The sequence below is a fragment of the Streptomyces silvae genome (assembly GCF_016745505.1).
GTDB lineage: Bacteria > Actinomycetota > Actinomycetes > Streptomycetales > Streptomycetaceae > Streptomyces > Streptomyces silvae.
Map to the genome: position 1 here is coordinate 35,123 of NZ_JAERUC010000039.1, position 24,640 is coordinate 59,762.

At 73.1% G+C, this 24,640-nt stretch carries 25 protein-coding genes; 9 read left to right on the forward strand and 16 right to left on the reverse strand.

The features are described from left to right. Positions 1-36: 36 nt before the first annotated feature. A complete protein-coding gene (locus tag JKV81_RS06185; protein WP_099176984.1) occupies positions 37-435 on the reverse strand; it encodes a DUF5997 family protein in 399 nt (132 codons plus the stop codon). A 58-nt stretch (positions 436-493) separates the two neighbouring features. On the opposite strand from JKV81_RS06185, the gene JKV81_RS06190 reads away from it, so the two are divergent. The 5 genes from JKV81_RS06190 (at position 494) to JKV81_RS06210 (ending at position 5,510) form a co-directional block, all read left to right on the forward strand. Next, positions 494-1,279 (forward strand): LysR family substrate-binding domain-containing protein, encoded by a 786-nt coding sequence (locus tag JKV81_RS06190; protein WP_129261451.1) that lies wholly within the window; start codon positions 494-496, stop codon positions 1,277-1,279. A gap of 135 nt (positions 1,280-1,414) precedes the next feature. Beyond that, positions 1,415-2,374 carry an alpha/beta hydrolase gene (locus JKV81_RS06195; protein WP_202075102.1) on the forward strand — a complete coding sequence of 320 codons (960 nt, stop codon included), beginning with the start codon at positions 1,415-1,417 and terminating at the stop codon, positions 2,372-2,374. Continuing rightward, positions 2,367-3,554, forward strand: coding sequence for an acyltransferase family protein (locus JKV81_RS06200; RefSeq protein ID WP_202075103.1), 1,188 nt, complete (start codon positions 2,367-2,369; stop codon positions 3,552-3,554). Before JKV81_RS06195 ends, JKV81_RS06200 begins: the two co-directional genes overlap by 8 nt. Next, positions 3,547-4,845 carry a sensor histidine kinase gene (locus JKV81_RS06205; RefSeq protein WP_236055479.1) on the forward strand — a complete coding sequence of 433 codons (1,299 nt, stop codon included), beginning with the start codon at positions 3,547-3,549 and terminating at the stop codon, positions 4,843-4,845. Before JKV81_RS06200 ends, JKV81_RS06205 begins: the two co-directional genes overlap by 8 nt. Then, the gene (locus JKV81_RS06210; RefSeq protein ID WP_129261457.1) at positions 4,842-5,510 is read left to right on the forward strand and encodes a response regulator; all 669 of its coding nucleotides are present in this window, start codon (positions 4,842-4,844) and stop codon (positions 5,508-5,510) included. The genes JKV81_RS06205 and JKV81_RS06210 overlap by 4 nt, the downstream gene beginning before the upstream one ends. A 20-nt stretch (positions 5,511-5,530) precedes the next feature. Here JKV81_RS06210 and JKV81_RS06215 read toward each other — a convergent pair whose 3' ends face one another. The 4 genes from JKV81_RS06215 to JKV81_RS06230 form a co-directional block, all read right to left on the reverse strand. Next, positions 5,531-6,682: a serine hydrolase domain-containing protein gene (locus JKV81_RS06215; protein WP_202075104.1), complete on the reverse strand. Its 1,152-nt coding sequence runs from the start codon at positions 6,680-6,682 to the stop codon at positions 5,531-5,533. Between the two features lie 104 nt (positions 6,683-6,786). Next, entirely contained in the window at positions 6,787-7,362 is a 576-nt protein-coding gene (locus JKV81_RS06220; RefSeq protein WP_202075105.1) for a histidine phosphatase family protein, read from the reverse strand. Positions 7,363-7,430: 68 nt separating this feature from the next. Next, positions 7,431-7,868, reverse strand: a complete 438-nt coding sequence (locus tag JKV81_RS06225; protein WP_202075106.1) for a GNAT family N-acetyltransferase — start codon at positions 7,866-7,868, stop codon at positions 7,431-7,433. Further along, a complete protein-coding gene (locus JKV81_RS06230) occupies positions 7,865-9,325 on the reverse strand; it encodes an aminotransferase-like domain-containing protein (RefSeq protein WP_129261462.1) in 1,461 nt (486 codons plus the stop codon). Before JKV81_RS06230 ends, JKV81_RS06225 begins: the two co-directional genes overlap by 4 nt. Between JKV81_RS06230 and JKV81_RS06235 the strand changes: the two genes are divergently transcribed. Beyond that, positions 9,324-10,295 (forward strand): DMT family transporter, encoded by a 972-nt coding sequence (locus tag JKV81_RS06235; protein ID WP_202075107.1) that lies wholly within the window; start codon positions 9,324-9,326, stop codon positions 10,293-10,295. The two genes, JKV81_RS06230 and JKV81_RS06235, sit on opposite strands and share 2 nt — an antisense overlap. A 42-nt stretch (positions 10,296-10,337) precedes the next feature. Next, positions 10,338-10,541, forward strand: a complete 204-nt coding sequence (locus tag JKV81_RS06240; RefSeq protein WP_031097534.1) for a DUF1918 domain-containing protein — start codon at positions 10,338-10,340, stop codon at positions 10,539-10,541. An 80-nt stretch (positions 10,542-10,621) separates the two neighbouring features. Here the strand turns inward: JKV81_RS06240 and JKV81_RS06245 are convergent, their stop codons facing one another. After that, the gene (locus JKV81_RS06245) at positions 10,622-11,881 is read right to left on the reverse strand and encodes a glycoside hydrolase family 10-like protein (protein ID WP_124279660.1); all 1,260 of its coding nucleotides are present in this window, start codon (positions 11,879-11,881) and stop codon (positions 10,622-10,624) included. 196 nt (positions 11,882-12,077) lie between these two features. On the opposite strand from JKV81_RS06245, the gene JKV81_RS06250 reads away from it, so the two are divergent. After that, on the forward strand, positions 12,078-12,938 hold the full coding sequence (locus JKV81_RS06250; protein ID WP_063746174.1) for a 3-hydroxybutyryl-CoA dehydrogenase: 861 nt from the start codon (positions 12,078-12,080) through the stop codon (positions 12,936-12,938). Positions 12,939-13,008: 70 nt separating this feature from the next. Here the strand turns inward: JKV81_RS06250 and JKV81_RS06255 are convergent, their stop codons facing one another. The 9 genes from JKV81_RS06255 to infC form a co-directional block, all read right to left on the reverse strand. Further along, positions 13,009-13,539, reverse strand: coding sequence for an NUDIX hydrolase (locus JKV81_RS06255; protein ID WP_124279659.1), 531 nt, complete (start codon positions 13,537-13,539; stop codon positions 13,009-13,011). 87 nt (positions 13,540-13,626) lie between these two features. Continuing rightward, on the reverse strand, positions 13,627-14,967 hold the full coding sequence (locus JKV81_RS06260; protein ID WP_129261470.1) for an NsdA family TPR-like regulatory protein: 1,341 nt from the start codon (positions 14,965-14,967) through the stop codon (positions 13,627-13,629). A gap of 585 nt (positions 14,968-15,552) precedes the next feature. Then, positions 15,553-18,063 carry a phenylalanine--tRNA ligase subunit beta gene (gene pheT / locus JKV81_RS06265; RefSeq protein WP_202075108.1) on the reverse strand — a complete coding sequence of 837 codons (2,511 nt, stop codon included), beginning with the start codon at positions 18,061-18,063 and terminating at the stop codon, positions 15,553-15,555. After that, positions 18,063-19,190, reverse strand: a complete 1,128-nt coding sequence (gene pheS / locus JKV81_RS06270; protein WP_124279656.1) for a phenylalanine--tRNA ligase subunit alpha — start codon at positions 19,188-19,190, stop codon at positions 18,063-18,065. The genes pheT and pheS overlap by 1 nt, the downstream gene beginning before the upstream one ends. A 114-nt stretch (positions 19,191-19,304) precedes the next feature. Then, positions 19,305-20,459: a sensor histidine kinase gene (locus JKV81_RS06275; protein WP_129261474.1), complete on the reverse strand. Its 1,155-nt coding sequence runs from the start codon at positions 20,457-20,459 to the stop codon at positions 19,305-19,307. Between the two features lie 141 nt (positions 20,460-20,600). After that, a complete protein-coding gene (locus JKV81_RS06280) occupies positions 20,601-21,434 on the reverse strand; it encodes a TrmH family RNA methyltransferase (RefSeq protein WP_202075109.1) in 834 nt (277 codons plus the stop codon). Between the two features lie 161 nt (positions 21,435-21,595). Continuing rightward, positions 21,596-21,979: a 50S ribosomal protein L20 gene (gene rplT / locus JKV81_RS06285; RefSeq protein WP_003970214.1), complete on the reverse strand. Its 384-nt coding sequence runs from the start codon at positions 21,977-21,979 to the stop codon at positions 21,596-21,598. Between the two features lie 114 nt (positions 21,980-22,093). Next, on the reverse strand, positions 22,094-22,288 hold the full coding sequence (gene rpmI, locus JKV81_RS06290) for a 50S ribosomal protein L35 (RefSeq protein WP_099176763.1): 195 nt from the start codon (positions 22,286-22,288) through the stop codon (positions 22,094-22,096). A gap of 120 nt (positions 22,289-22,408) precedes the next feature. Continuing rightward, complete coding sequence (infC, locus tag JKV81_RS06295) at positions 22,409-23,071, reverse strand: translation initiation factor IF-3 (protein WP_124279653.1); 663 nt, start codon at positions 23,069-23,071, stop codon at positions 22,409-22,411. Positions 23,072-23,460: 389 nt separating this feature from the next. Between infC and JKV81_RS06300 the strand changes: the two genes are divergently transcribed. After that, positions 23,461-23,826 (forward strand): DUF1844 domain-containing protein, encoded by a 366-nt coding sequence (locus JKV81_RS06300; protein WP_202075110.1) that lies wholly within the window; start codon positions 23,461-23,463, stop codon positions 23,824-23,826. A 55-nt stretch (positions 23,827-23,881) separates the two neighbouring features. On the opposite strand, the gene JKV81_RS06305 is transcribed toward JKV81_RS06300, so the two are convergent. After that, the gene (locus JKV81_RS06305) at positions 23,882-24,610 is read right to left on the reverse strand and encodes an SseB family protein (RefSeq protein WP_129261478.1); all 729 of its coding nucleotides are present in this window, start codon (positions 24,608-24,610) and stop codon (positions 23,882-23,884) included. Positions 24,611-24,640: the final 30 nt, after the last annotated feature.

Below are 24,640 nucleotides of genomic sequence, written 5' to 3' on the forward strand. Positions count from 1 at the left end.
GACGCCCGGCCGGCCGCACGCGTGGGCGGGGCGAGGTCAGTCGCGGTCGGCCTGCGCGGCCCGGGCCGCGTCGCGCTCCTTGATGCGCGCCGCTTCCTTGCGGACGTCGGCCTGGGTGGCGCGCTCCTTCTGCAGCCACTCGGGGCTCTCCTGCTTCAGGGCGTCGATCTGCTCGGTGGTGAGGGGCTCCGTGACCCCGCCGCGCGCGAGACCGGCGATGGAGACGCCCAGCTTCGAGGCGACCACCGGCCGGGGGTGCGGGCCGTTGCGGCGGAGCTCCTGCAGCCACTCCGGCGGGTCGGTCTGCAGGGCGTTCAGCTCGGCGCGCGAGACGACGCCCTCCTGGAACTCGGCGGGGGTGGCTTCGAGGTACACACCCAGCTTCTTCGCCGCGGTGGCGGGCTTCATCGTCTGGGTGGTCTGGTGCGACGTCATGCTGTCCAGGGTATCGACCATGTGCGCCGCCTCCGACCACGGCCGGTAACCTGGCGGGGTGACAGGCTCGGAAGTACCCCCTGCGTTCCGGCTCGCCTACGTCCCGGGCGTGACCCCGACCAAGTGGGTGCGGATCTGGAACGAGCGACTGCCCGGTACCCCGCTGACCCTCGTCGGCGTGCCCGCCGCGGAGGCCGCCGGTCTGCTGCGCGACAGCGGCGCCGACGCCGGTTTCGTGCGGCTGCCCGTGGACCGTACGGACCTCAGCGCGATCCCCCTCTACACCGAGACGACCGTGGTCGTGATCCCCAAGGACCACGCCGCGACGGCCGTCGAGGAGATGTCGGCCGAGGATCTCGCCGAGGAGACGGTGCTGCACCCCCTCGACGACACCCTCGACTGGGAGCGCCCGCCGGGCCGGCCCGCGCTGGAGCGCCCCACCACGACGGAGGACGCCGTGGAGCTGGTGGCCGCGGGGGTGGGGCTGCTCGTCGTCCCGCAGTCGCTGGCCCGGCTGTACCACCGCAAGGACCTCACCTACCGGCCGCTGACCGGTGCCCCCGAGTCCCGGATCGCGCTGTCCTGGCCGGAGGAGCGGACGACCGATCTGGTGGAGGAGTTCATCGGGATCGTCCGGGGCCGGACGGTCAACAGCACCCGGGGGCGCCCTCCGACACCCCCGCAGCCGAAGGCCGCGCGCGCCACGAAGAAGAGCGGCGGCGCCCCGCGCAAGCCGGCGGCCGGCAAGACCTCCCGGGGCGGCGCCGGCGGCGCGAATCCCAAGGGCGGGGCGAAGAACCCCAAGGGCGGCGCGAAGCGCGGAAAGCCCCGCCGCAGCCGGTGAGCGGCCGGGGCGCCCCCTACCCGTAGTACTTCGGAGCTACGTTCCAGGTGCGCTCCTGAGCGGGACGCCGACCACGCTGCCCGCTCCCTACCTTCGGTACCGGATTCGACGAGACCCGGTACGGAAGGACTTCCCATGGCGCCCAGCCCCCGGAGCGGTCGCGCGCGGCGCGCCCTGCTCACCGCGTTCGTCACCGCGTCCGTGGCGCTGCCGGTGTCGGGTGCGGCCCGCCCCGCGGCCGTCGCGGCCCCCGCCCCGGCCGCCGTGGCCCCGCTGGACTCGGCCGGGTCCTCCGCGCTGGAGGCCAGGTACGCGGCCGGGCGGGCGGAGATCCGGGCGGCGCGGGACATGGCGGCCCGCCACGGAGACCGGCGCCGGGCCACCGCGCTCACCGCCATGGCGCGCCCGGGCCGCACCTTCCTGATGTTCGACGGGCGCGACGGCGGGCGGGGCGTCGAGGTCGTCGGCGATCTGTCCCGTGCGCGGCGCATCGCCGTACTGGTGCCGGGGGCGGGCGTGGACCTCGATCACTACGGGCGCTTACGGCGGGGCGCCGGGGCTCTGCTCGACGAGCTGGGCAGCGGGTCGGCCGTCGTCGTCTGGCTCGGCTACCGGACGCCCGCCATGCTCAGCCCCGCGGCCATGACCCCGGGCCGGGCCGACGAGGCGGCTCCCGCCCTGCGGTCCTTCGTACGGGAGTTGAGCGCGGCCAAGCCCTCGGCCCGGGTCTCCCTGCTGTGCCACTCCTACGGCTCGGTGGTCTGCGCCCGGGCCGCGTCCGGGCTGGAGGTCGCGGACCTCGTGCTGTACGGGAGCCCCGGCACCGGTGCCGGGAGCGCGGCCGCCCTGCACACCCGGGCCACGGTGCGGGCGGGCCTGGGCGGGGACGACTGGATCGCGCGGGTCCCGCACGTCGCCGTTCCGCTGCCGTACGGCACGGCCGGCTTCGGGACGGACCCGGTGGCCCCGGAGTTCGGCGCCGAGGTCTTCGACGCGGGCGGCGCCGGGCACAGCGGCTATCTGGAGCCCGGTTCGGTCTCGCTGCGCAGCATCGCCGGGATCGTCGCGGGGACGGCCGGGGGCGGCCATGCGTGACCTCGTACGGCGCGACGGTGTGCGCGCCCTGGTGCGGCGGATCGACGCGGCGACGCCCCGGGACCGTGACCGTGCGGTCGACGCGCTGCGCGCCTTCGCCATCCTGGGCGTGGTCTGCGGCCACTGGCTGGTGACCGCGCTGGTCGCCGACAGCGGCACGGTGCACGGCGCGAGCCCGCTCCGGTACATGCCCCGGCTCGCGCCGGTCTCCTGGGTGTTCCAGACCCTCGCCGTCTTCTTCCTGGTGGGCGGCCAGGTGGGCGCGAAGGGGTACGCGTCCGCCCGGGCCAGGGGCGAGTCCTACGGGCACTGGCTGCGGGTCCGGATGCTGCGGCTGTTCCGGCCGGTGGCCGTCGTCACCGCCGTATGGGCCGTGGCGGCCGGCGTGATGCTGGTCTCGGGGGTGGACACGGGGACGGTACGCGCGCTGGGCAAGCTGGTCTGGTCCCCGCTGTGGTTCCTGCTGGTGTTCGCGGTGCTGACCGCGGCGACCCCGCTGGTGGCCCGGCTGCACCCGCTCTGGCCGCTCACCGTCGTCCTGTACGTCGACCTGTTCCGGCTGGGGCTCGACGGACCGGCCGCCCTGGGCTGGATCAACGTGGCGGCGGGCTGGCTGGTCCCCTACTGCCTGGGGGCGGCCTGGGCACGCGGCGGGCTTAGCGACCGCCGGACCGGGTGGGTGCTGCTGGCGGGAGGCACGGTGACCACGGCGGGGCTGGTGCTGTTCGCCGGGTATCCCGCCTCCATGGTCGGGGTGCCGGGCTCCACGCTCTCCAACCTCGACCCGCCGACCCTGGCCGTCGTGACCTTCGGCCTCGCCCAGTGCGGTGCGGCCCTGCTGCTGCTCGGACGCCTCCGGCGGGCGCTCGCACGGCCCGCCGTGTGGGCGGTGGTGGCCCTGCTGAACCTGTCCGCGATGACCGTGTTCCTGTGGCACCAGACCGCGATGATCGTGGTCACGGCGAGCGCCCTGTTCCTGTACGGCCCGCTCCCCGGCCTGCACACGGTCCCCGACACCCCCGGCTGGGTGTTCGCCCGGCCGGCCTGGCTGCCCGTGTTCGCCCTGGTGCTGCCGGTCTGCCGGGCCGCGTTCGGGGCGTACGAGCGGCGGGGCGGCGGCCGTTCGGCGGTCGTACGGTCCCATTCCCCCGCCCGGACCCCGGAGTCGCACCATGCCTAAGCTGAGCGCCATGACGGGGGTCGGGGTACGGGTGAGGGGGGTGCTTCGCGGGCTGCCGCGGATGCTGCGCGAGGACCTGTGGACCGCTCCCGTCGATCCCGTACCGCCCGTGGGCGCGCCCGGATCGCCGGTCTGGCGGCCCGCGTTCGGGATGCTGCTGTTGCTCGGGGCGACGCTCGTGGCCGTATGGCACGTGCCCGACCTGGTGCCCCGGGGTGCCGCCGTACCCGAGTACGCGGTGCTCCTGGTCGTGTGCCAGGCGCTGGCGCTCCTCGCCGGCATGTGGCAGCCGCTGTACGCCTGGTGGGCCTCGCTGGGCCTGATGGCCGTCAGCGTGCGGATCGCGGAGTCCGCGATGACGCCCGGCGAGCTGTTCCCGTGGACCGGTCCCGAGATGGCGTTGCAGGGCGGGGCGCTGTTCCTGCTGGCGCTCCGGGTCCATCCGCGCCGGGCGGTCCTCGCGCTCGGCCTGAGTCTGCTGGCGGGGCTGGTGAGCAGCGCCTTCACCACCCAGGCCCATCACTACTCCCTGGACGTCGGCGCGCCGGTCGTCATCACGGCCGTGGGGACCGGCGCGGCGCTGCGCGCGCTGAAGGTGGCCCGCAGCCAGCTCGTCGTGCAGTCCGGGCTCACGGAGGAGGAGCGGTCGCGGCGCACCCTCCTGGAGGAGCGCAACCGGATCGCGCGTGAGCTGCACGACGTGGTCGCCCATCACATGTCGGTGATCTCCATCCAGGCGCAGGTCGCCCCGCATCTGGTCGAGGCTCCCTCCGACGAGCTCCGGGAGAACCTCGCCGGCATATGGGAGAACGCCGTGGAGGCGCTGGCCGAACTGCGCCGGGTGCTCGGTGTGCTGCGCTCGGAGGACGCCGTGGCGGACGGGGTGCGGCACGCCCCTCAGCCCTCCCTGGACAGCCTGGGCGAGCTGATCGGCACGGTGCGGCGCGCGGGCGTCGGCGTCACGGCGAAGACGACGGGCACGCCCCGGCCGCTGGCGCCGGGGGTCGGGCTGTCGGCGTACCGCATCGTGCAGGAGGCGCTCAGCAACGTGATGCGGCACGCCCCCGGGGCGCGCGCCCGGGTGGAGGTCGGCTACCACTCCGCCGCCGTCACCGTCCGGGTCACCAACACCGCTCCGGAGGCGCCCGCCCCACGCGCGGGCGGAGTCGGGCACGGGCTGCTCGGCATGCGCGAACGCACCGCCATGCTGGGCGGTGACCTCATTCACGGCCGTACCCCCGGCGGGGGTTACGAAGTACTGGCGACGCTCCCCCTGGAGGGCCCCGCATGACCATCCGCGTGCTGATCGCCGACGACCAGATGATGGTCCGCCAGGGCTTCACGGTGCTGCTGAACGCCGAGCCCGGCATCGAGGTCGTCGGTCAGGCGGTGGACGGCGTGGACGCGCTGGAGAAGGCGGCCGAACTCGCCCCGGACGTCGTCCTGATGGACATACGGATGCCGCGCCTCGGCGGCATCGACGCCACCCGGCGGCTGACCGCGGCTCCGGGCGCGACCGTCCGGGTCCTCGTGCTGACCACGTTCGACCTGGACGAGTACGTCTACGAGGCGCTGCGCTCGGGCGCCTCCGGCTTCCTGCTGAAGGACGCCTCCGCCGCCGAACTCGCCCAGGCCGTACGGGTGGTGGCGGCCGGCGACGCCCTGCTCGCCCCGAACATCACCAAGCGCCTGATCGCCGAGTTCTCCCGGGTGAGCAGGGGACCGCGCCCTCCCGGCAGGGAGCGCGTCGGCGCTCTCACGGAGCGCGAGACGGAGGTGCTGTCCCTCATCGCGCAGGGCCTGTCGAACGCGGAGACAGCGGTGCGCCTGGTGGTCGCGGAGCAGACCGTGAAGACCCATGTGAGCCGGATCCTGGTGAAGCTGGGGCTGCGCGACCGGACCCAGGCGGCGGTGTTCGCGTACGAGTCGGGGCTGGTGCGCCCGGCCGGCTACTGAGGGCGGCCGGCGGGCCACGCTCACAGGGCGGCGTATACCGCGTCGACCAGGGCCATCTTGCGCGGGTCGTCGGCGATGTGCGGGCCCATGCGGTTCATGACGTAGCCGAGCGCGATCCCCGCCTCGGGGTCGGCGAGGCCGCAGGAGCCGCCCGCCCCGTCGTGGCCGACGGCACGCGGGTTGGGGCCGTACGACGCGTTCGGGCCGCTCAGCCAGAGGCCGAGACCCAGCTCGGTCTCGTGGGCGAAGCCCGCTCCCAGCACCAGGTCCCGGCAGCTGCCCTGGCCTTCGCGGACCCGCTCGGCCGCCTCCTCGGAGAGGATCCGCCGGCCGTCGAGGCTGCCGCGTCCGGCGAGGATGCCGTAGAGGGCGGCGACCCCGCGTGCGGTGCCGTGGCCGTTGGCCGCGGGGATCTCGGCGGCGCGCCACTCGGGGGTGTTCGCGGCGGCGGTGCCCGTGCCGGGGTTGAGCAGCGAGGCGATGGCGACCGGCTCCATCGTGGCGAAGAGCGCGGCCTGTTCGCGGGAGACGGCCTTCGGCTGGACCAGTTCGGCGACGCGGCCGGCGTCCTTCTCCGGCAGCCCGACGTGGAAGTCGATGCCGAGCGGTCCGGTGATCTCCTTGCGCAGGAACTCCCCGGGCAGCAGGCCGCTGACCCGGCGGACGACCTCGCCGACGAGGAAGCCGTACGAGATGGCGTGGTAGCCGGAGCGGGTGCCGGGCTCCCACCAGGGCTCGGTGGCCGCGAGGCGGGCCGTGGTCAGCTCCCAGTCGTAGAGCTCGGCCAGGGTGTGCGGATCGCGCAGGCCCGCGACCCCGGAGCGGTGCGAGAGCAGATGGCGTACGCGCACGGACTCCTTGCCCGCGGCCCCGAACTCGGGCCAGTACGCGATGACCGGGGCGTCCAGGTCCAGGAGGCCGCGGTCGGCGAGGACATGGGCGCAGAGCGCGGTGGGGCCCTTCGTCGTGGACCAGACGTTGACCACGGTGTCGCGCTCCCAGGGGCGGCTCCGCTCCCCGTCGGCCCAGCCGCCCCAGAGGTCCACGACCGGACGGCCGTCGAGCAGGACGGTGACCGCCGCGCCCAGCTCGTCACGTTCGGCGAAGTTCGCGGCGAACGCCTCGCGCACGGCGGCGAACCGGTCGTCGCAGTGGCCTTGGATCTGCGGCACGGGCTTCTCTCCTCGTCTCGGTCCACGCACCGTACCGACTGGTCGGACTGGCGGGAAGACGTCGTACGCGCCGTTCCTTCGACCGGGTGACCCCGGCTTCCGGCTCAGTGCGGGACCGATTCGAGGCTGAGGCTCCAGCGGCCGGGCAGTCCGGTGATGGTCACGGTGGAGAGCGGGTGGACGTCGACGTTCCAGTACGTCGACGGCGGGGCGTTCAGGGCGTACACCAGGGCCGCGCGGACGACGGCGGGTTCGGCGACGGCGACGAGCGCGCCCTCGCGGACCGGGCGGGTGTCGAGCCAGCTCCCCACCCTGGATATGAAGGCGAGCAGGGATTCGCCGCCGTGCGGGGCGGCGCGCGGATCGGCGAGCCAGGCGCCGACGGCGGCCGGCTCCTGGGCGGCCACCTCGGAGAGGGTCATGCCCCGCCAGCGGCCCATGTCGCAGTCGCGGAGCGCTGGCTGGACGAGGGGCGCGAAGCCGAGGGCGTCGCCGGTGGCGCGGCTGCGCGGGGTGGGCGAGCAGTAGCGCAGTTCGGCGGCGCCGAGCGGCACCAGCCTGTGGGCGGCGAACTGGACCTCGCGCCAGCCGGCGTGGTCGAGCGGCCGGTCGTCGTCGAAACGCTCGGCGAGGAGGGCGGAACTTCGTGCTGCGGCGACGAGGGACACCCGGACACTCATGGGCGCGATCGTGGGGCCGGGCGCCGCGCCGGTCAAGAGGACACCCGGCCATATGCGTCCACCCTGCCTCAGCCCGTCTGGAGGGACATCCACATCTCCGGCTCGGCGAGCGGGGTGAACCCGAGCTTCGCGTACACCCCGTGGGCGTCCTTGGTGGCGAGCAGGAAGCGGCGCACCCCGAGCGGGGCCAGCCGGTCCCGGGCGGTGGCGACGAGCCGGGTGCCGAGGCCGTGGCCACGGGCCGCGGGGTCGACGTACACATCGCATATCCAGGCGAAGGAGGCACGGTCGGTGATCACCCGTGCGTAGCCGGCCTGTTCGCCGGAACCGGCTTCGTAGGCACCGAAGTTGAGCGAACCCGCGATCGCCCGGTCCTGCTGCTCACGGCTGCGCCCCAGGGCCCAGTAGGCGTCCGTGGACAGCCAGTGGTGGATGCGGGCCGCGTCGAGCCGGGCGGGGTCGTCGGAGATCTCGTAGCGCCGCTCGGCGCCGCCGTCGTCGTTCATCCGGGGAGGCTATCGCCCGGCGCCCGCAGCTCGTCGACGGCGGTGCGGAGCCGGCGTACGCCCTCGGCGATCTCGGCGGGCCCGGACACGGCCGCGAAGCTCAGCCTGAGGTGTCCGGCGGGGGGTTCGGCGCAGTGGTAGGGGCGGCCGGGGGCGACGGCGACACCGGCGCGCAGGGCGGCGGAGACCAGGGCGGGCTCCTCGGCGCCCGGCCCGGGGAGCCTGAGCCAGAGGCTGCCGCCGCCCGACGGCACGTGCGCCAGGGTGAGTTCGGGCAGCCGGCCGCGTACGGCGGCGACCGTCGCGGTGCGCCGGCTGCCCAGTTCGGCGGCCACGGTACGCAGATGGCGCTCCCAGGCCGGGGAGCCGACCAATTCCAGTGCGGCCTCCTGGAGCGGGCGGGGCACGAAGAAGCTGTCGACGACCTGGATCGCGCGCAGCCGTTCCCGGACGGGTCCGCGGGCGGCCAGCGCCCCGACCCGGAGGCTGGGCGAGGTGATCTTGGTGAGGGAGCGCACATGGATCACGACGCCGTCCGGGTCGTCGGCGGCCAGCGGCTCGGGCAGCGGTCCGGCGTCGTCGTGGACGAGGCGGCGGGCGAAGTCGTCCTCGACGACGAAGGCGCCGGCCTGCCGTGCGGCCCGTACGACGCGCTCACGGCGCTCGGGGGCGAGGATCACGCCGGTCGGGTTGTGGAAGAGCGGCTGGCAGACGAAGACCTTGGCCCCGGTGGCGCGGAAGGCGGCCTCCAGCAGGTCGGGCCTGACCCCGTCGGCGTCCATGGGGACGGGCACCGGCCGCAGTCCGGTGGCGCGCGCGGCGGCCAGCATGCCCGGGTACGTCGGTGACTCGACGAGGACGGGGGCGCCGGGCGGGGCGAGCGCCCGCAGCGCGGTGGCCAGGGCGCTCTGCCCGCCCGCCGTGACCAGGACGTCGGAGCCGGTGAAGGGGGAGCCGATCTCGCGGGCGAACCAGTCGCGGAGTTCGGGCAGTCCGCAGGTGGGCGGCCGGCCCCATGCGCCGGGGCGGCGGCCGGCCCGGGCCAGGGCGGCGGCGAGGGCCCGCTCGGGCTGGAGGCCGGGGTGGAGGTAGCCGCCGTTGAACTCGATGACACCGGACGGGGGTTCGGCGAGCGTGACGAGAACGCCCGAGGCGTCGACGGTGCGGGGCACGACCTCGGGTCCGCCGCTCCCGCTGAGCGAGACCTCCTGCCAGGAGGTGTCACCCGGGGCCGGTGCGGGGGTGCGGGTCTCGGCCCGGAAGGCGCCGGAGCCGGGGCGGGTGACGACGAGCCCTTCGGCGGCGAGCTGCGCGACGGCCCGGGAGACGGTCACCGGGCTGACCTTGAAGCGCTCGACGAGCGTCCGGCTCGACGGCAGCTTTCCACCGGGTGAGTAGCGGTTGAGTTCGCTTCTCAGGGAAGCAACCAGGTCAGCCGCGCTGCTACGCTCATGCATGACAGCACATGATAGCACTACCGATCAGCTGACGATAGCGGTTGACGCTCCTGGGCAGGCGGTGCGCCGGGGCCCCGGGAGCGGTGTCGTGCTCGCCGCGCTCGGTGTCCTGGCCTTCTCGCTGACCTTCCCCTCGACGGTGTGGGGTCTGGAGAGTTTCGGCCCGTGGTCCCTGGTCGCGCTCCGCAGTGTGCTCGCGGCGCTGATCGCGGGCTGCGCGCTGCTCGCGGGCCGGGTCCCGGTGCCCGAGCGCCGCCATCGGGCCGGGCTCGCCGTCGTCGCGGGCGGGGTGGTGGTGGGGTTCCCGCTGCTGACCACGCTGGCCCTCCAGACCTCCACGAGCTCGCACGCGGCGGTCGTGGTGGGGCTGCTGCCGCTGACGACCGCGCTCTTCTCCGCACTGCGCACCGGCTCCCGCCCGCCGCGCGCCTTCTGGGTCGCGGCGCTGGCCGGGGCCGCCGTGGTGATCGCCTTCACGGTCCAGCAGAGCGGCGGGAAGCTGTCCGGCGGCGATCTGTATCTCTTCGGGGCCCTGCTGGTCTGCGCCGCGGGGTACACCGAGGGCGGCAGGCTGGCCGGGGTGATGCCGGGCTGGCAGGTGATCGGCTGGGCCCTCGTCCTCGCCCTGCCGCTCGCGGTGGCCGGAGCGGCCGTGGCGCTGCCCTTCGAACCGGTCCACCTCACGGCGCACGGGATCGTCGGGCTGGTCTGGGTGGCCGCCGGGTCGACGTTCCTCGGGCTGTACGTCTGGTACCGGGGGATGGCGGAGATCGGCGTCCCGCGCGCCAGTCAGCTCCAGCTGGCGCAGCCGCTGCTCACCCTGGTCTGGTCGTTCCTCGCCCTCGGCGAGGAGGTGTCACCCGCCGCCCCGGTGGCGGCGGTGGCGGTGCTGGTCTGCATCGCCGTCACCCAACGCGCGGGACGGCGCGGCGGGCGGCGCGCGAGGGCCGAGGCGCCCGTCGGGTCATAGACTTGTCGACATGGACCGCCACCCGTGAGGAGGTCACTCCCGATGGAGGCACACACGGGCGACCGGCTGCTGACGCACGGCAGGACCGTCGGACAGCACGACCGGGTCGCAGAGATCATCGAGGTGCTCGGCGACGGGGGCAGTCCCCCGTACCGCCTGCGCTTCGAGGACGGGCACGAATCGATCAGGTCCCCGGGCCCGGACAGCGTCGTCCAGCACACCGCCCCCGAGGACCGGGACCGGTAGAGCGCGCGGGGGCCGGGGGCACGAGTGGTCCCCGGCCCCCGCGTCCGGACCGTACGGCGCGGGCGGGCGGCCGGCTCCGGTCAGTGCGGGGTGCGGGCGCGGGTCCGGTAGTGGTCGGCGACGACCCGGGCCATGGCCCCGATGGGGTCGGCCTTCACCTGCTTCGCGGAGAAGAAGACGTGCCCGCCCGCCTCCGGATGGCCGGAGGCCAGGTCCAGGTGGCGTGAGAGCTCGGCCGGGTCCTGCCAGGCGGCAGGCTGGGCGGGGTCGCCCGCCTTGTAGAGGGCCTCACCGATGTACAGGCCGACGCCGGTGCCGCGCACCGTCTCGGCCCACCAGGGCAGCAGTTTCGCGTAGTCGGCCGCGGCGAAGCCGATGTTCCAGTAGAGCTGCGGGCAGATGTAGTCGATCCAGCCCTCCTTGACCCACTTCCGGGTGTCGGCGTGCAGGTCGTCGTACGTCTGCACACCGGCCGCGGTGTCGGAGCCCAGCGGATCGGTCGAGGCGTTGCGCCACACACCGAAGGGGCTGATCCCGAAGCGGACGCCGCTCCTGACCTCCTTGATGCGTTCGGCCGTCTCCCGCACCAGCCGGTCGGTGTTGTCGCGGCGCCAGGCCGCCTTGGTCGCGAAGTCCTCGCCGTACTCCTCGTACGCCGCGTCGTCGTCGAAGACCTGGCCGGCCACCGGATACGGGTAGAAGTAGTCGTCCCAGTGCACCGCGTCGACGGCGTAGCGGCTCACCGCGTCGAGCATCGCGTCCTGGACGAACTCCCTGACCTCGGGCAGCCCGGGGTTGTAGTAGAGCTTCCCGCCGTACGGCAGGACCCAGTCCGGGTGCTGCCGGGCCGGGTGGGAGGCGACCAGTCGCGAGGGGTCCGTGTGGTTCGCGACCCGGTACGGGTTGAACCAGGCGTGCAGTTCGAGCCCCCGGGCGTGCGCCTCGCGCACGGCCGTGCCCAGCGGGTCCCAGCCCGGGTCCTTGCCCTGGACCCCGGTGAGGCACTCGGCCCACGGCTCGTACGAGGAGGGCCACAGGGCGTCCGCGCTGGGCCGGACCTGGAGCACCACGGCGTTGAGCTTCAGGGCGACCGCCCGGTCCAGGTGCGCGATCAGCTCCGCCTCCTGGGCCGCGGCGCTCAGCCCCGGCGCCGAGGGCCAGTCCAGGTTGGCGACCGTGGCGATCCACACACCGCGCAGCTCGCCCGTGTCCGCTCTGCGGCGGCGCCGGTGCGGAGGGGAGGCGGGCCCGCGCGCGGCGACGGCGTCACCCGCCGTCATCAGCGCGGCCACCGTGCTCGCCGCACCCAACACCAGGGACCTTCGGCCCATACGACGCATGTGTGCACCTTTCGCTCATCGGTTCGCGTGTGTCCCGTCGGCTGTGCGTGACACAGATCATGCCCGCCCCCGGGCTCCCCGACCCGCAGCTCACCGGAGCCGCGTCGCGGAGTAACGTCGTGGGGTCGAGGCGGGCACCGGAATCAAACGGGACTGCCGCACGAAGATCAGCGAAAGGCACGAGGTGACGGACTCTATGGCCGACATTGCACGCGTCGGAGTGGTCGGCTGTGGCCAGATGGGCGCAGGCATCGCGGAGGTGTGTGCCCGCAGCGGCCTCGATGTCATGGTGGCCGAGACCACCGGCGAGGCCCTCGAAATAGGGCGTACCCGGCTCCACAACTCCCTCTCCAAGGCCGCCGAGCGCGGCAAGATCACCCCGGAGGAGCGCGACGAGACGCTCGGCCGTCTCAGCTTCACGACGGACCTGGGCGAGTTCGCCGACCGCGACCTCGTGATCGAGGCCGTCGTGGAGAACGAGCAGGTCAAGACCGAGATCTTCCAGGTGCTCGACCAGGTGGTGACGCGTCCGGACGCGATCCTCGCCTCGAACACCTCCTCCATCCCGCTGGTGAAGCTGGCCGTGGCGACCTCGCGCCCGGACCAGGTCATCGGCATCCACTTCTTCAACCCGGCCCCGGTGCAGCGGCTCGTCGAGCTGATCCCCGCGCTGACGACATCCGACGAGACCATAAAGCGTGCCGAGGCCGTCGTGCAGAACGTGCTGGACAAGCACGCGATCCGCGCCCAGGACCGGTCGGGCTTCGTCGTCAACGCCCTGCTGATCCCGTACCTGCTCTCGGCGATCCGGATGTTCGAGTCGGGTATCGCCAGCCGCGAGGACATCGACAACGGCATGGAGATGGGCTGCGCCCACCCGATGGGCCCGCTCAAGCTCGCCGACCTGATCGGCCTGGACACCGTGGCCTCGGTCGCCGACTCCATGTACGCCGAGTACAAGGAGCCCCTGTACGCCGCTCCCCCGCTGCTCCAGCGGATGGTCGACGCGGGCCGGCTCGGCCGCAAGACGGGTTCGGGCTTCTACCCGTACGAGTGAACCGCTTCCGCCGGTGCCGCGGGCGGCCGGAGCCTTCGGGCCGGGACGCCCGCCGCACCGGTAGGTGTGGTCAGCCCAGCCGCATGTGATGGAGCATCAGCAGTCCGGCCGCCATGTTGGCCGCCGGTATCTCACCGCGCGCGATCATGTCCGGCACGAGCTTGAGCGGGACCCACTCGCGGCGCGAGGACTCGAAGTCGTCCGCCGGATGACCCGTGTACGTCGCCTCCCTGGACCAGAAGAGGTGGTGCCGGGCGTCGACGAGGCCGTTGGCCGGTTCCACGGTCATCAGCGGGTGCAGCTCGCCGGGGCGCCATCCGGTCTCCTCCTCCATCTCCCTCGCCGCCGCGGCGGCGATGTCCTCGCCGTCCTCCACCACGCCCGCAGCGAGCTCCCAGCCCCAGCTGTCGGTGATGAAGCGGTGCCGCCACAGGAGCAGGACCTCGTTGGCGTCGTTGACGACGGTCGCCGCGGCGACGGCCCTGAGCCGTATGAGGAAGTGGTCCAGGTGCCGGCCGTCGGGGAGAACGACGTCCGCCAGGTTGACCCGGAACCAGCGATTCTCATACACGGTCTGTTCGTTTAAGTTCGTCCACTGCACGGTTCTGCCACCTTCCGACTGGTCGATGGCAACATCGGAGCAGGGTCCGCCTCGCAGGGGAACGCGTGAAGGCTCCTGGGACGAGGCTCACAGGGGCACGCGCAGCGCCCCGTCGATGACGCCGGCCGCCGCCGCGGCGTCGGCACTGCCGCTGGCGGCCAGCTGCTTCCGTACGGAGCGGAGCCGGTCCCGGAGCCGCTGGGACTCCATGCCCCGGGCGCGTTCCGCCATCTCCGAGGCCGTGCGGGCCGCCCGGTCCGCCTCCCCCTGGAGCAGTTCGAGACGGGTGAGCATGGCGAGCCGGTGCACGGTCCCGCGGTCGTGCGCCGGGGAGCGTACGGCCGCCGCCGCGTGCTCCCGGGCGCCCGCGAGATCGCCGAGGCACAGCAGCGCCTCCGCCACCTGGACGTTGACGAGGCCCGGCTGGACGTACCCCGTCTCGTCCGGTTCACCTCCGCTGCGGATGCGGCCCGACTCGCTCTCGGCGCGGCGGATGCACTCCAGGGCGCTGCGGTGGTCGCCGAGCTGGGCGTACGCCTTGGCCTGCATCGCGTGCAGATCGGTGGCCAGCGCCGGGGTGATGTGCGGGCCCGCCGCGCGCAGGGCCGCCTCGGCGAAGGCGACGGACCGGCGGAATTCGGCCAGGTACAGCGACTGGTTCACGAGCAGTGCGATCACATAGCCGCCGAGCCCCCGGTCCCCGCTGGCCTTGGCCAGCCGCAGCGCCTGGTGGAAGTAGCGCTGGGCCAGCCCGTGGGCGTCGGAGTCGTAGGCGCAGATGCCGGCGACGGCCACCAGCCCGGCGGTCGCGCGGTGGAGCTGGCGGCCCGTGGCGTCGCTGTACCCGCCGCGCAGCAGCGGCGCGGTCTCGGCGTTGAGGAAGCCGACGATGCGGGACCTGGTCGCGATGCCGCCGGCCTTCCGGTACATCTGCTCGTAGTGCGCGCGGGCCGCGCGGAGCATCGCTATGTCCGCCATGCTCACGCGGCAGGGCCCGGGGCGGGCGACATCGGCGTCCTCGGGCGGGTTCTCCCACTCCCAGACCGGCATCACCGCGGTCGTGCCGGTGACGGCGGGCGCGGTGGCGAGGTGCGGTCGCTGCTGTTCGTCGGAGCGCCACAGGGCCGTCGCGTGCTCGACGAAGCCGGACAGTCCGGCGCCCTGGGCCGCCGTGTGCATCCCGGGGATCCCCATGCCGATGTCGTCGAGCGTGACGGGCCGGTCCAGGCGGCCGGCCAGGACCTCGCAGATCAGGTCGGGGACCTGTCCGCGCGGGCGCTGGCCCTTGAGCCAGCGGGCGACCGCTGTGTGCTCGTAGCGCAGGCACAGCCCGCGGGCACGGCCGGCCTGGTTGACATGGCCGGCGAGTCCGGCGCGGGACACACCCGCCTCGTCGATCAGGGATTCGAGCAGGACGTTGGGCTCCATTGCCCCCCCATGTGCGCGTCGCAATGAGCTTAGACCGTCCGGCACATGGTGGGTGGAAGAAGGAGCGGAGCTGGGTGCGTGCAGCTGCAAGGCGGAGGATTGAAGCAACGCGGAGCGATTGGGGCCTCCCCTGGTCGAGCGAAGCCGAGACCTTGGGGAAGATTGACGACAACGCCGATGGGGTCCCCCTGGCCCTTAAGGCCTTGGGGAGCGCGTGCCCAGCCCCGCGACGCCACCCACCATGTGCCGGACGGTCCAAGTGGAGCACGATTCACACGGGGTGTGAACGGAATGCCCGAACCATCCTGCTGTGCGCTCTGCCGCGCCGGGGCGCCGCTCGCTTGAATGAGTCCCTCGCAAGAGGCGGCCGGGTCGTCGGCTCCCCCTCGTAACAGTTCGACGACCCGCCCCCGCGCCGTTCGTTCTGCCGGCCTGCCCGACACTCCGTGGCAGGGCGGGCGGCGCCGGACCGCACAGCCCACTGCCCCGATGACAGCCGGGTGCGTTGTGGTCCCCGGGCCGTCCGGCGAGAACAGAAGGGGCGTACCCGGTGGCCGGATACGCCCCTTCTCACTGCCGTGGGTCCTACGCGCCGCGCAGCACCGCGCCGGTGCGTCCGGCCGCCAGGGCGACCGCGGAGTCACGGGCCGCGGAGGCCTCCTCCACCGTCAGCGTGCGGTCCGGGGCACGGAACCGCAGCGCGTACGCCAGGGACTTGTTGCCCTCACCGATCTGCTCGCCGGTGAAGACGTCGAACAGCCGCAGCGATTCGAGCAGGTCGCCGGCGCCTTCGCGGAGCGCCTTCTCCACCGCTTCGGCGGGCACGTCCGCGGCGACGACGAGCGCGACGTCCTGGGTCGCCACCGGGAAGGTGGAGATCCGGGGCGCCTGGAGCGGACCGTCGACGGCCCGCTCCAGGACGTCGATCTCGACCTCCATGGCGCAGGTCCGCGCGGGGAGGTGGAGCTCCTTGACGACGCGCGGGTGGAGTTCGCCCGCGTGCCCGAAGAGGGTCTCCTCGCCGTCGACCGTGACGTACAGCGCGGCGCAGCGGCCGGGGTGCCACGGTGCGTGCCGGTCGGCGCGGACCGTCACCTCGACGCCCGCCTCGCGGGCGATGCTGCGCGCCGCCTCGACGGAGTCCGCCCAGTCGGCGGGGCGGCCCTTGCCCCACCAGCCGGCCTGCTCGCGGGCGCCCGCGAGGACGACGGCGGCGCGGCGCGGCTGACGCGGGAGCGCCGCGTCCAGCCCGGCGATCTCCTCGTCGGTGGGACGGCGGTCGACGGGCAGCCGTACGGCCTTGGTCTCCTCGCCGGTGGGCCTGAAGACCAGCCCGGTCTCGAAGAGCGCCAGGTCGTGGCTGCCACGGCCGTCGTTGCGCCGCAGTGCGCCGAGCAGGCCGGGCAGCAGCGTGGTGCGCAGCGCGGGCTCCTCGTCGGAGAGCGGGTTGACGAGGGTGACCGTGCGGCGGCGGGCGTCGTCCTTCTCCAGGCCGAGCTGGTCGAGGACGGCGTCACCGATGAACGGGTAGTTGGGCGCCTCGACGTAACCGGCGCCGGCCAGCGCCCGGCCGATGCGGCGGTGCAGCCGCTGGCGGTCGGTGAGCCCGCGGCCGGCCGGCGGCGTCGGCAGGGTGGAGGGGAGGTTCTCGTACCCCTCCAGCCGGATGACCTCCTCGGCCAGGTCGTTCGGCTCGGCGAGGTCGGGGCGCCAGGACGGCACCGTGACGATCAGCTCGTCCTGCCCGTAGACGTCGCAGCCGACCTGCTGGAGGCGGCGTACGACGATCTCGCGGCCGTACGCGACACCCGCCACCCGGTCGGGGTGGTCGGCGGGCATCGCGATGGTGCGGGGTGCGGACGGGGCGGTGATCTCGGTGACACCGGCCTCGGCCGTACCGCCCGCGAGGAGGACCAGCAGGTCCACCGTGCGCTGCGCGGCAGCGGCGGCGGCCTGCGGGTCGACGCCGCGCTCGAAGCGCTTGGACGCCTCGGAGCTCAGCTTGTGGCGGCGCGCGGTCCGGGCGATGGCGATCGCGTCGAAGTGCGCGGCCTCGATGACGACCTCGGTGGTCCCGGTGTCCTCGGCGTGGTCGGCGATCTCGGTGTCGGCGCCGCCCATGACGCCCGCGAGGCCGATCGGCCCGCGGTCGTCGGTGATGACCAGGTCCTGGGAGTCCAGGACGCGCTTGGCACCGTCGAGGGTGGTGAGCTTCTCGCCCTGCTGGGCGCGGCGCACCCCGATCGTCCCCGTGACACGGGAGCGGTCGTAGGCGTGCAGCGGCTGGCCCAGCTCCAGCATCACGTAGTTGGTGATGTCGACGGCGAGCGAGACGGTGCGCATCCCGGCCTTCTGCAGCCTGCGCTGCATCCAGATCGGGGAGCGCGCCTCGGGCCGCAGCCCGGTGACCGTACGCGCGGTGAAGTTGCTGCATCCGAACGGGTCGGACACCTTTACCGGGTAGCCGTGGGCGTTGGGCGGGGGCACGTCCAGGAGCGCCGGGTCGCGGAGCGGAAGCCCGTACGCGATGGCGGTCTCGCGGGCGACGCCGCGCATCGAGAGGCAGTAGCCCCGGTCCGGGGTGACGGCGATGTCGAGGACCTCGTCGACGAGCTCCAGGAGCTCGATCGCGTCGGTGCCGGGCTCGTACTCCGGCGGCAGCACGATGATGCCGTGCGTGCCGTCGTCGCCCATGCCCAGCTCGTCGGTCGAGCAGATCATGCCGTGCGAGGTCTTGCCGTACGTCTTGCGCGCGGCGATCGCGAAGTCGCCGGGCAGCACGGCGCCCGGGAGGACCACGACGACCTTGTCGCCGACGGAGAAGTTACGGGCGCCGCAGACGATCTCCTGCGGTTCGCCGGTGCCGTTGGCGGTGCCGACGTCGACGGTGCAGAAGCGGATGGGCTTCTTGAAGCCCTCCAGCTCCTCGATGGTCAGGACCTGTCCGACGACCAGGGGGCCCTTGAGGCCGGCCCCGGTCTGCTCGACGGTCTCGACCTCCAGGCCGACGGAGACGAGCTTGGCCTGTACGTCACGGCCGGTCTCCGTCGCCGGCAGGTCGACGTATTCCCGCAGCCAGGAAAGCGGGACGCGCATCAGATCTCCATCCCGAACGGCCGGGTGAACCGGACGTCGCCCTCGACCATGTCTCGCATGTCCTCGACGTTGTGGCGGAACATCAGCATCCGCTCGATACCGAACCCGAAGGCGAATCCGCTGTACTTCTCGGGGTCGACGCCGCAGGCGACGAGCACCTTCGGGTTGACCATGCCGCAGCCGCCGAGCTCGATCCAGCCCTCGCTGCCGCAGGTGCGGCAGGGGCGGTCCGGGTTGCCGACGGACTCGCCGCGGCAGACGTAGCAGACCATGTCCATCTCGGCGGACGGCTCGGTGAACGGGAAGAAGTTCGGCCGGAGCCGGGTCTTCATGTCCGGGCCGAAGAGCGCCTGGACCATGTGGTCGAGGGTGCCCTTGAGGTCGGCCATGGTGAGGCCCTCGTCGACGGCGAGCAGCTCGATCTGGTGGAAGACCGGGGTGTGCGTGGCGTCGAGCTCGTCGGTGCGGTAGACCCGGCCGGGGCAGACCACGTAGACGGGGGGCTTACGGCTGAGCAGCGAGCGCGCCTGGACCGGCGAGGTGTGCGTACGCAGCACGACTCCGGACTCGTCGCTCTTCGCGCCGTCGGCGCCCTGGACGAAGAAGGTGTCCTGCATCTGGCGCGCCGGGTGGTCGGGCACGAAGTTCAGGGCGTCGAAGTTGAACCACTCCGCCTCGACCTCGGGGCCCTCGGCGATCTCGTAGCCCATGGCGACGAAGACGTCGGCGACGCGCTCCATGATGGTCGTCAGGGGGTGGCGGGCGCCGGCCGGGACGCGGTCGTAGGGCAGGGTGACGTCCACCGCCTCCTCGACCAGCACCCGGGCGTCACGCTCGGCCTCCAGCTCGGCCTGGCGGGCGGCCAGCGCCTTGGAGACGGCGCCGCGGGCCTGGCCCACGCGCTTGCCCGCCTCGGCCTTGGCCTGCGGGGGCAGGGCGCCGATCTCCCGGTTGGCGAGCGACAGGGGCGAGGTACCACCGGTGTGCGCGGTCTTCGCCTGGGCGAGCGCGTCGAGGTCGCCGGCGGCGGCGAAGGCGGCGAACGCCTCGTCCCGCATGCGCTCGATCTCTTCCGGTTTCAGTGCCTCGACCTCGACTGGGTCGTACGACTTGTTCGGTGCCGACATCTCTTCCCGTGCTTCCGATTGGCTGGTGGCGACCCTGGTTCGACGACTGAGGACGCAAAGGTGCCAAAAGTCGAGTCTACGGGCCGCCGGGAGGCGAAGAAGCCCGTGGGCCGCTCAGACCAGGTAGGCCGGCGTGCTCACGGGCAGGATAAATCGGAACTCGGCGCCGCCGCCGGGTCCCCGGGCGACGGTGATCGTCCCGCCGTGCGCCTCGACGATGCCCTTGACGATGTACAGGCCCAGGCCGGTCCCGCCGCGCTTGCTCCCCCGCCAGAAGCGGGTGAAGACGCGGCCCATCGACTCCTCGGGGATGCCGGGACCCTCGTCGCTCACGGTGACTGCCGTTCCGCTCTCGTCGTCCTTGCCCGGTGCGGGCGCCGGGGCGATATCGATGGTGACGGTTCCCTCGCCGTGGCGCACCGCGTTTTCCAGGAGGTTGCCCAGGACCTGGTCCACCTTGTCCGGGTCCGCCCACAGCGCGGGCAGCGGCCGGCCGGTCCTGACGAGGAACCGGTCGGGCGCCTGGCCCGCCGCGACGAGGGCCTGGACGTGGCGTTCGACGGCCGCGGAGATGTCCACGGGCTGGCGGCGCAGCTCCAGCCGGCCGGAGTCGATGCGGGAGATGTCGAGCAGCTCGGCGATGAGCCGGGTGACGCGGTTGGCGTCGGCGTCGACGGTCTCCAGCATCAGCCGCTTCTGGTCGTCGGTGAACCGCTCCCACTTGGCCAGCAGCGTGGCGGTGAAGCCCTTGACCGAGGTCAGCGGGGAGCGCAGCTCGTGGGCGACGGTGGCGATCAGCTCGGCGTGGCTGAGCTCGGTGCGCCGGCGGGCCTCGGTGCCGCGCAGTGACACGACGAGCCGGCGGACCGGGCCGGTCGGGCTCTCGCGTACGTAACGGGCGGAGACCAGGACCTCTCGGCCGCCGGGGAGCAGGAGGTTCCGCTCGGGCTGGCCGACCCGGGTGGCGAGCCCGCCGTACGGGTCGGTCAGCTCCCACCAGCGCCGCCCCTTGAGGTCCTCCAGGGGCAGTGCCTCGTCCAGGGAGCGGCCGAGCGCGTCGGACACGGCGGTGGCGGTGATCCGGGCGGCGGCCGTGTTGAAGCAGATGACCTTGCCGTTCTCGTCGGCGACGACGAGGCCGTCGGGCAGGTCGTCCGGGCCGATGCCCGCCGCGGGGTCCCCGAGGACCGGGCTCGCGCCGGCTCCGTCGGAGAGGGCGCGCACGGCGGCCGTGTGTGCCGCTCGCGGCCTGCTCATGCCGACAGCCATCTTCCCGTACCCCACCTCTCGAACCGGTGCAGTGGGCCCCCGAGTTCGTCACCCTACTAGGGCTTGGCGGGCGGGCGACACCCTTGGGGGCGGGCCCGGCGGGGAGTGACGCGTATCGGTCGGCGGAGGGGGCAGCGTGGGTCAGCGTGCCGGGCGCTGGGCGCGCGCGGAGGCGTAGAGGCACACGGCTGCGGCGGTGGCGAGGTTGAGGCTCTCGGCCTTGCCGTGGATCGGGACCCGGACCACGGCGTCGGCCAGGGCGCGGGTCTCCTCGGGGAGGCCCCAGGCCTCGTTGCCGAAGACCCAGGCGGTGGGCCCGCCCATGGTGCCCGCGTCGAGCTCGTCGTCGAGGTCGTCCTCGCCCGCGCCGTCGGCCGCCAGGATGCGCACCCCGGCGTCCCGGAGCCCCTGCACGGCCTGTTCCACGGCTACGCCGACGGCCACCGGCAGATGGAAGAGGGAGCCGACGGAGGCGCGGACCGACTTGGGGTTGTAGAGGTCCACGGAGGCGTCGGTGAGCACGACCGCGTCGGCGCCGGCGGCGTCCGCGCAGCGCAGCACGGTGCCCGCGTTCCCGGGGTCGCGTACGTGGGCGAGTACGGCGACCAGGGTGGGCTTCGCCGCGAGGATCTCCTCGAAGGGCGAGTCCAGGAACCGGCAGACGCCGATCAGGCCCTGGGGGGTGACGGTCTGCGAGACGTCGGCGAGCACGTCGCCGTCGGCGAGGTGCACCCGGGCACCCGCGTCACGGGCGGCGTCGATGATGTCGGCGTACCGGTCGGCGGCCTCGACGGTGGCGAAGAGCTCGGTGAGCGTGGGTTCGCCGTCGGTGCCCCGGTGCGCGGCGGCCTCCCGCACGGCCTGCGGCCCCTCGGCGATGAACCTGCGCTCCTTGCCGCGGAAGTTCCGCCTGGCCAGCCGGCGTGCGGCGGCGATTCGCGGCGACCGCGCGGAGATCAGTTCGGGGGTGCCCATGGTCGGCGGCGAGCCTCTCTGCGTAAGTCAGCTTCTCTGCGTACGTTTCTCCGCGTACGGCTGACTACGTACGCGACACGTGCTGCAACGCACCGGACCCGCAGACGGCACACGCCTGCGGGTCCGGCTCGAACGCTGGAACGTCGGAAGGACTGCCTGGATCAGGCGGCCTTCGGGGCGTTGACGTCGCTCGGGAGGGCCTTCTGGGCAACCTCGACGAGGGCGGCGAACGCGTTGGCGTCGTTGACCGCGAGCTCGGCCAGGATCTTGCGGTCCACCTCGATGTTGGCGGCCTTCAGACCCTGGATGAGGCGGTTGTACGTCATGCCGTTCTGGCGGGCAGCCGCGTTGATGCGCTGGATCCAGAGCTGACGGAAGTCGCCCTTGCGCTTCTTGCGGTCGTTGTAGTTGTAGACCAGGGAGTGGGTGACCTGCTCCTTGGCCTTGCGGTACAGGCGCGAACGCTGACCGCGGTAACCGCTGGCGGCCTCGAGGATCGCCCGGCGCTTCTTGTGGGCGTTTACTGCCCGCTTGACGCGTGCCACTTTTAACTCCTTGCAGCGGGGTCGGGTGGTCGCAGTGGAGACTCACCCGGCCCGGAAACGAATTGGTCCCGGTCGGATCGAGGTCGTGCCCCCGGGTTCACCGGAGGCGGCGCCTCACTTGCCGAGAAGCTTCTTGACCTTCTTGGCGTCGGCCGGAGCCACGACGACCGTGCCGGTCAGCGAGCGGGTCTTCTTCGAGGACTTGTGCTCGAGCAGGTGGCGCTTGCCGGCCTTCTCGCGCAGCACCTTGCCGGAGCCCGTGATCTTGAAGCGCTTGCTGGCACCGCTGTGCGTCTTGTTCTTCGGCATCGCGCCGTTATCTCCTCGTCAGTGGCGCCCCTCTCGGTGCGGGCACCGGACTGCAGGGGCGTCAGATCTTTGGGTGGTTTCCGAGGGACCCGGGGGCGCCTGGATGGCGACCCCCGGAGGTCACGCCTCGGAAGGTGTCTCGGCCGGAGCCTCGGCCGCTGCGGCCGGGGCCTCAGCGGTGTCACCCTCGGACTCGGCGTCGGGGGTGAATCCCTGACGCTCCGCCTTACGGGCGGCCTGGGCCTCGCGGGCCTCGGCCATGGCTTCGGTCTTCTTCTTGTGCGGGCCCAGAACCATGATCATGTTCCGGCCGTCCTGCTTCGGGTTCGACTCGATGAAGCCGAGGTCCTCGACGTCCGAAGCGAGACGCTGGAGCAGTCGGAAGCCCAGCTCGGGGCGGGACTGCTCACGGCCGCGGAACATGATCGTGATCTTGACCTTGTCCCCCTGCTTGAGGAACCGGACGACGTGACCCTTCTTGGTGTCGTAGTCGTGCGGGTCGATCTTCGGCCGGAGCTTCATTTCCTTGATGACCGTGTGCGCCTGGTTCTTGCGCGCCTCACGGGCCTTCATGGCCGACTCGTACTTGAACTTCCCGTAGTCCATGAGCTTGCACACGGGGGGACGGGCTGTCGCCGCCACCTCGACCAGGTCGAGGTCGTACTCCTGTGCGAGCTCCAGGGCCTTGGCAAGCGGAACAATCCCGACCTGCTCGCCGCTGGGACCGACAAGTCGCACCTCGGGAACGCGAATCCGGTCGTTGATGCGGGGCTCGGCGCTGATGGATCCTCCTCGGTAGCACCACGCGACCGCCTGGCGGACAGCCGCGTAACGTCTTCTGTTGAGACCAACCGAACCGGGAAAATCAGAAACGCCCCGGACGGGACACAGGCGGGGCTCCAGGAACTACCGGAACACCGTCGCGTGCTACCGCGGGGCGCAAATCGGGCGGCCCCATCGTCCGTACGGAACGATGGCTACCACCTGACCGGTGACCCGCCGTCCCTGAGGACGGTCAGGTGGGAGATCGGAGCCTCCACTTGTGGGCCGAGCACATAGGTGTCCGGCCGGTCGTTACACAAGGTTAGCAGCTCCCCGGGGCTACGGCGAACCCGCTGTCGGGACGGCTCCCGCAGGAGGAGCCGGGCCGACGTGGCCTTATCGTGTGGGGCATGAGCGACGCGACCACCCCCAGCACCGGGAATCCCGGCTTCGACGACATGGCCCGCGACATCGCGGAGGTTCCCGCGGTCGAGGTGATCGTCACCGTCGCCGTCAATCTGATGAGCGCGGCTGCCGTGAAGCTCGGCCTGACCGAGGAGGGCGAGCAGCACAAGGACCTGGACGAGGCGCGCAAGCTGGTCCAGGCGCTGGCCGGGCTGCTCGACGCGAGCGCCACCGAGATCAGCACCTTCCACGCCTCGCCGCTGCGCGACGGCCTGAAGTCGCTCCAGCTGGCCTTCCGTGAGGCCTCGCTCGTACCGGACGAGCCGGGCCACGGGCCGGGCGAGAAGTACACCGGTCCCGTCTACGGCTAGTCCCCCCGCAGCTTTTCGAGCCCGCCGCCTGCGACAGGCGGCGGGCTCCTGCGCGTCAGCGGGTGAACAGCGGTTCGCCGGGGGCCTCTGCGTCGGCGGGCAGCAGCGCCAGATCGATCCCGCGCACCAGGCGGGCCCGGAGCACCTCGCTGGCGGACAGCGCGTCGGCGACCCGGCGGGCGGCGTCGGCGACCACGGCGTCCCGGGTGAGGACCAGGGCGAGGGTGCCGTCGGCCCGGCCGGGACCGAGGTGGGCGCGCAGCACCGCGGGCTCGGCGGCGACCGCGTCCCGTACGGCGGCCACGACGGCGGGGTCGTCGAGCGGGTCCGCGCTGGTGCGGTTCTCGGCGAGGGCCAGCAGTGCCGGGCCGGTCAGCTCGAAGGCCACGGGCCCGGCGAGGTCGAGCACCACCGTGTCCGCCTTCTCGTGCGCGGCGGCCTGCAGCGCCTGGTGCAGGGGTACGGCGACGGGGCGCGCCTGCGGGTCCCAGCGGGCCAGCGAGGCGGTGGAGGTGAAGGCGGGCAGGGCACGCCGGTCGCCGGCCTGGAGGGTCGGCACGGCCATGTCGCTGGTCTTCTCGCGGCGCAGGCCGTTCTCGTCCTCCTCGACCTCGCCCAGGACAGCGACGACCGGGACGAGCAGCCGGGCGTCGCGCAGAGCCGCGAGGACGGGTCCGACGGCCGTCCGGTCCTCGGCCCAGGCGGCGAGGGCCGCCGTCAGTTCGGGCGAGGCAGTGCCGTCGTCGTCGGAGAAACCGGGGTCCGGGATGTTCTTGAGCGCCACACGACGAGCGTAGTGGGTCGGTTCTCTCAC

Coding starts and splice junctions, on each gene's coding strand:
- JKV81_RS06185 (WP_099176984.1), bottom strand. CDS start 435: ATGACGTCGCACCAGACCACCCAGACGATGAAGCCCGCCACCGCGGCG.
- JKV81_RS06195 (WP_202075102.1), top strand. CDS start 1,415: ATGGCGCCCAGCCCCCGGAGCGGTCGCGCGCGGCGCGCCCTGCTCACC.
- JKV81_RS06200 (WP_202075103.1), top strand. CDS start 2,367: ATGCGTGACCTCGTACGGCGCGACGGTGTGCGCGCCCTGGTGCGGCGG.
- JKV81_RS06205 (WP_236055479.1), top strand. CDS start 3,547: ATGCCTAAGCTGAGCGCCATGACGGGGGTCGGGGTACGGGTGAGGGGG.
- JKV81_RS06210 (WP_129261457.1), top strand. CDS start 4,842: ATGACCATCCGCGTGCTGATCGCCGACGACCAGATGATGGTCCGCCAG.
- JKV81_RS06220 (WP_202075105.1), bottom strand. CDS start 7,362: ATGAGTGTCCGGGTGTCCCTCGTCGCCGCAGCACGAAGTTCCGCCCTC.
- JKV81_RS06225 (WP_202075106.1), bottom strand. CDS start 7,868: ATGAACGACGACGGCGGCGCCGAGCGGCGCTACGAGATCTCCGACGAC.
- JKV81_RS06235 (WP_202075107.1), top strand. CDS start 9,324: ATGACAGCACATGATAGCACTACCGATCAGCTGACGATAGCGGTTGAC.
- JKV81_RS06230 (WP_129261462.1), bottom strand. CDS start 9,325: ATGCATGAGCGTAGCAGCGCGGCTGACCTGGTTGCTTCCCTGAGAAGC.
- JKV81_RS06240 (WP_031097534.1), top strand. CDS start 10,338: ATGGAGGCACACACGGGCGACCGGCTGCTGACGCACGGCAGGACCGTC.
- JKV81_RS06245 (WP_124279660.1), bottom strand. CDS start 11,881: ATGCGTCGTATGGGCCGAAGGTCCCTGGTGTTGGGTGCGGCGAGCACG.
- JKV81_RS06250 (WP_063746174.1), top strand. CDS start 12,078: ATGGCCGACATTGCACGCGTCGGAGTGGTCGGCTGTGGCCAGATGGGC.
- JKV81_RS06260 (WP_129261470.1), bottom strand. CDS start 14,967: ATGGAGCCCAACGTCCTGCTCGAATCCCTGATCGACGAGGCGGGTGTG.
- pheT (WP_202075108.1), bottom strand. CDS start 18,063: ATGCGCGTCCCGCTTTCCTGGCTGCGGGAATACGTCGACCTGCCGGCG.
- pheS (WP_124279656.1), bottom strand. CDS start 19,190: ATGTCGGCACCGAACAAGTCGTACGACCCAGTCGAGGTCGAGGCACTG.
- JKV81_RS06275 (WP_129261474.1), bottom strand. CDS start 20,459: ATGGCTGTCGGCATGAGCAGGCCGCGAGCGGCACACACGGCCGCCGTG.
- JKV81_RS06280 (WP_202075109.1), bottom strand. CDS start 21,434: ATGGGCACCCCCGAACTGATCTCCGCGCGGTCGCCGCGAATCGCCGCC.
- rpmI (WP_099176763.1), bottom strand. CDS start 22,288: ATGCCGAAGAACAAGACGCACAGCGGTGCCAGCAAGCGCTTCAAGATC.
- JKV81_RS06300 (WP_202075110.1), top strand. CDS start 23,461: ATGAGCGACGCGACCACCCCCAGCACCGGGAATCCCGGCTTCGACGAC.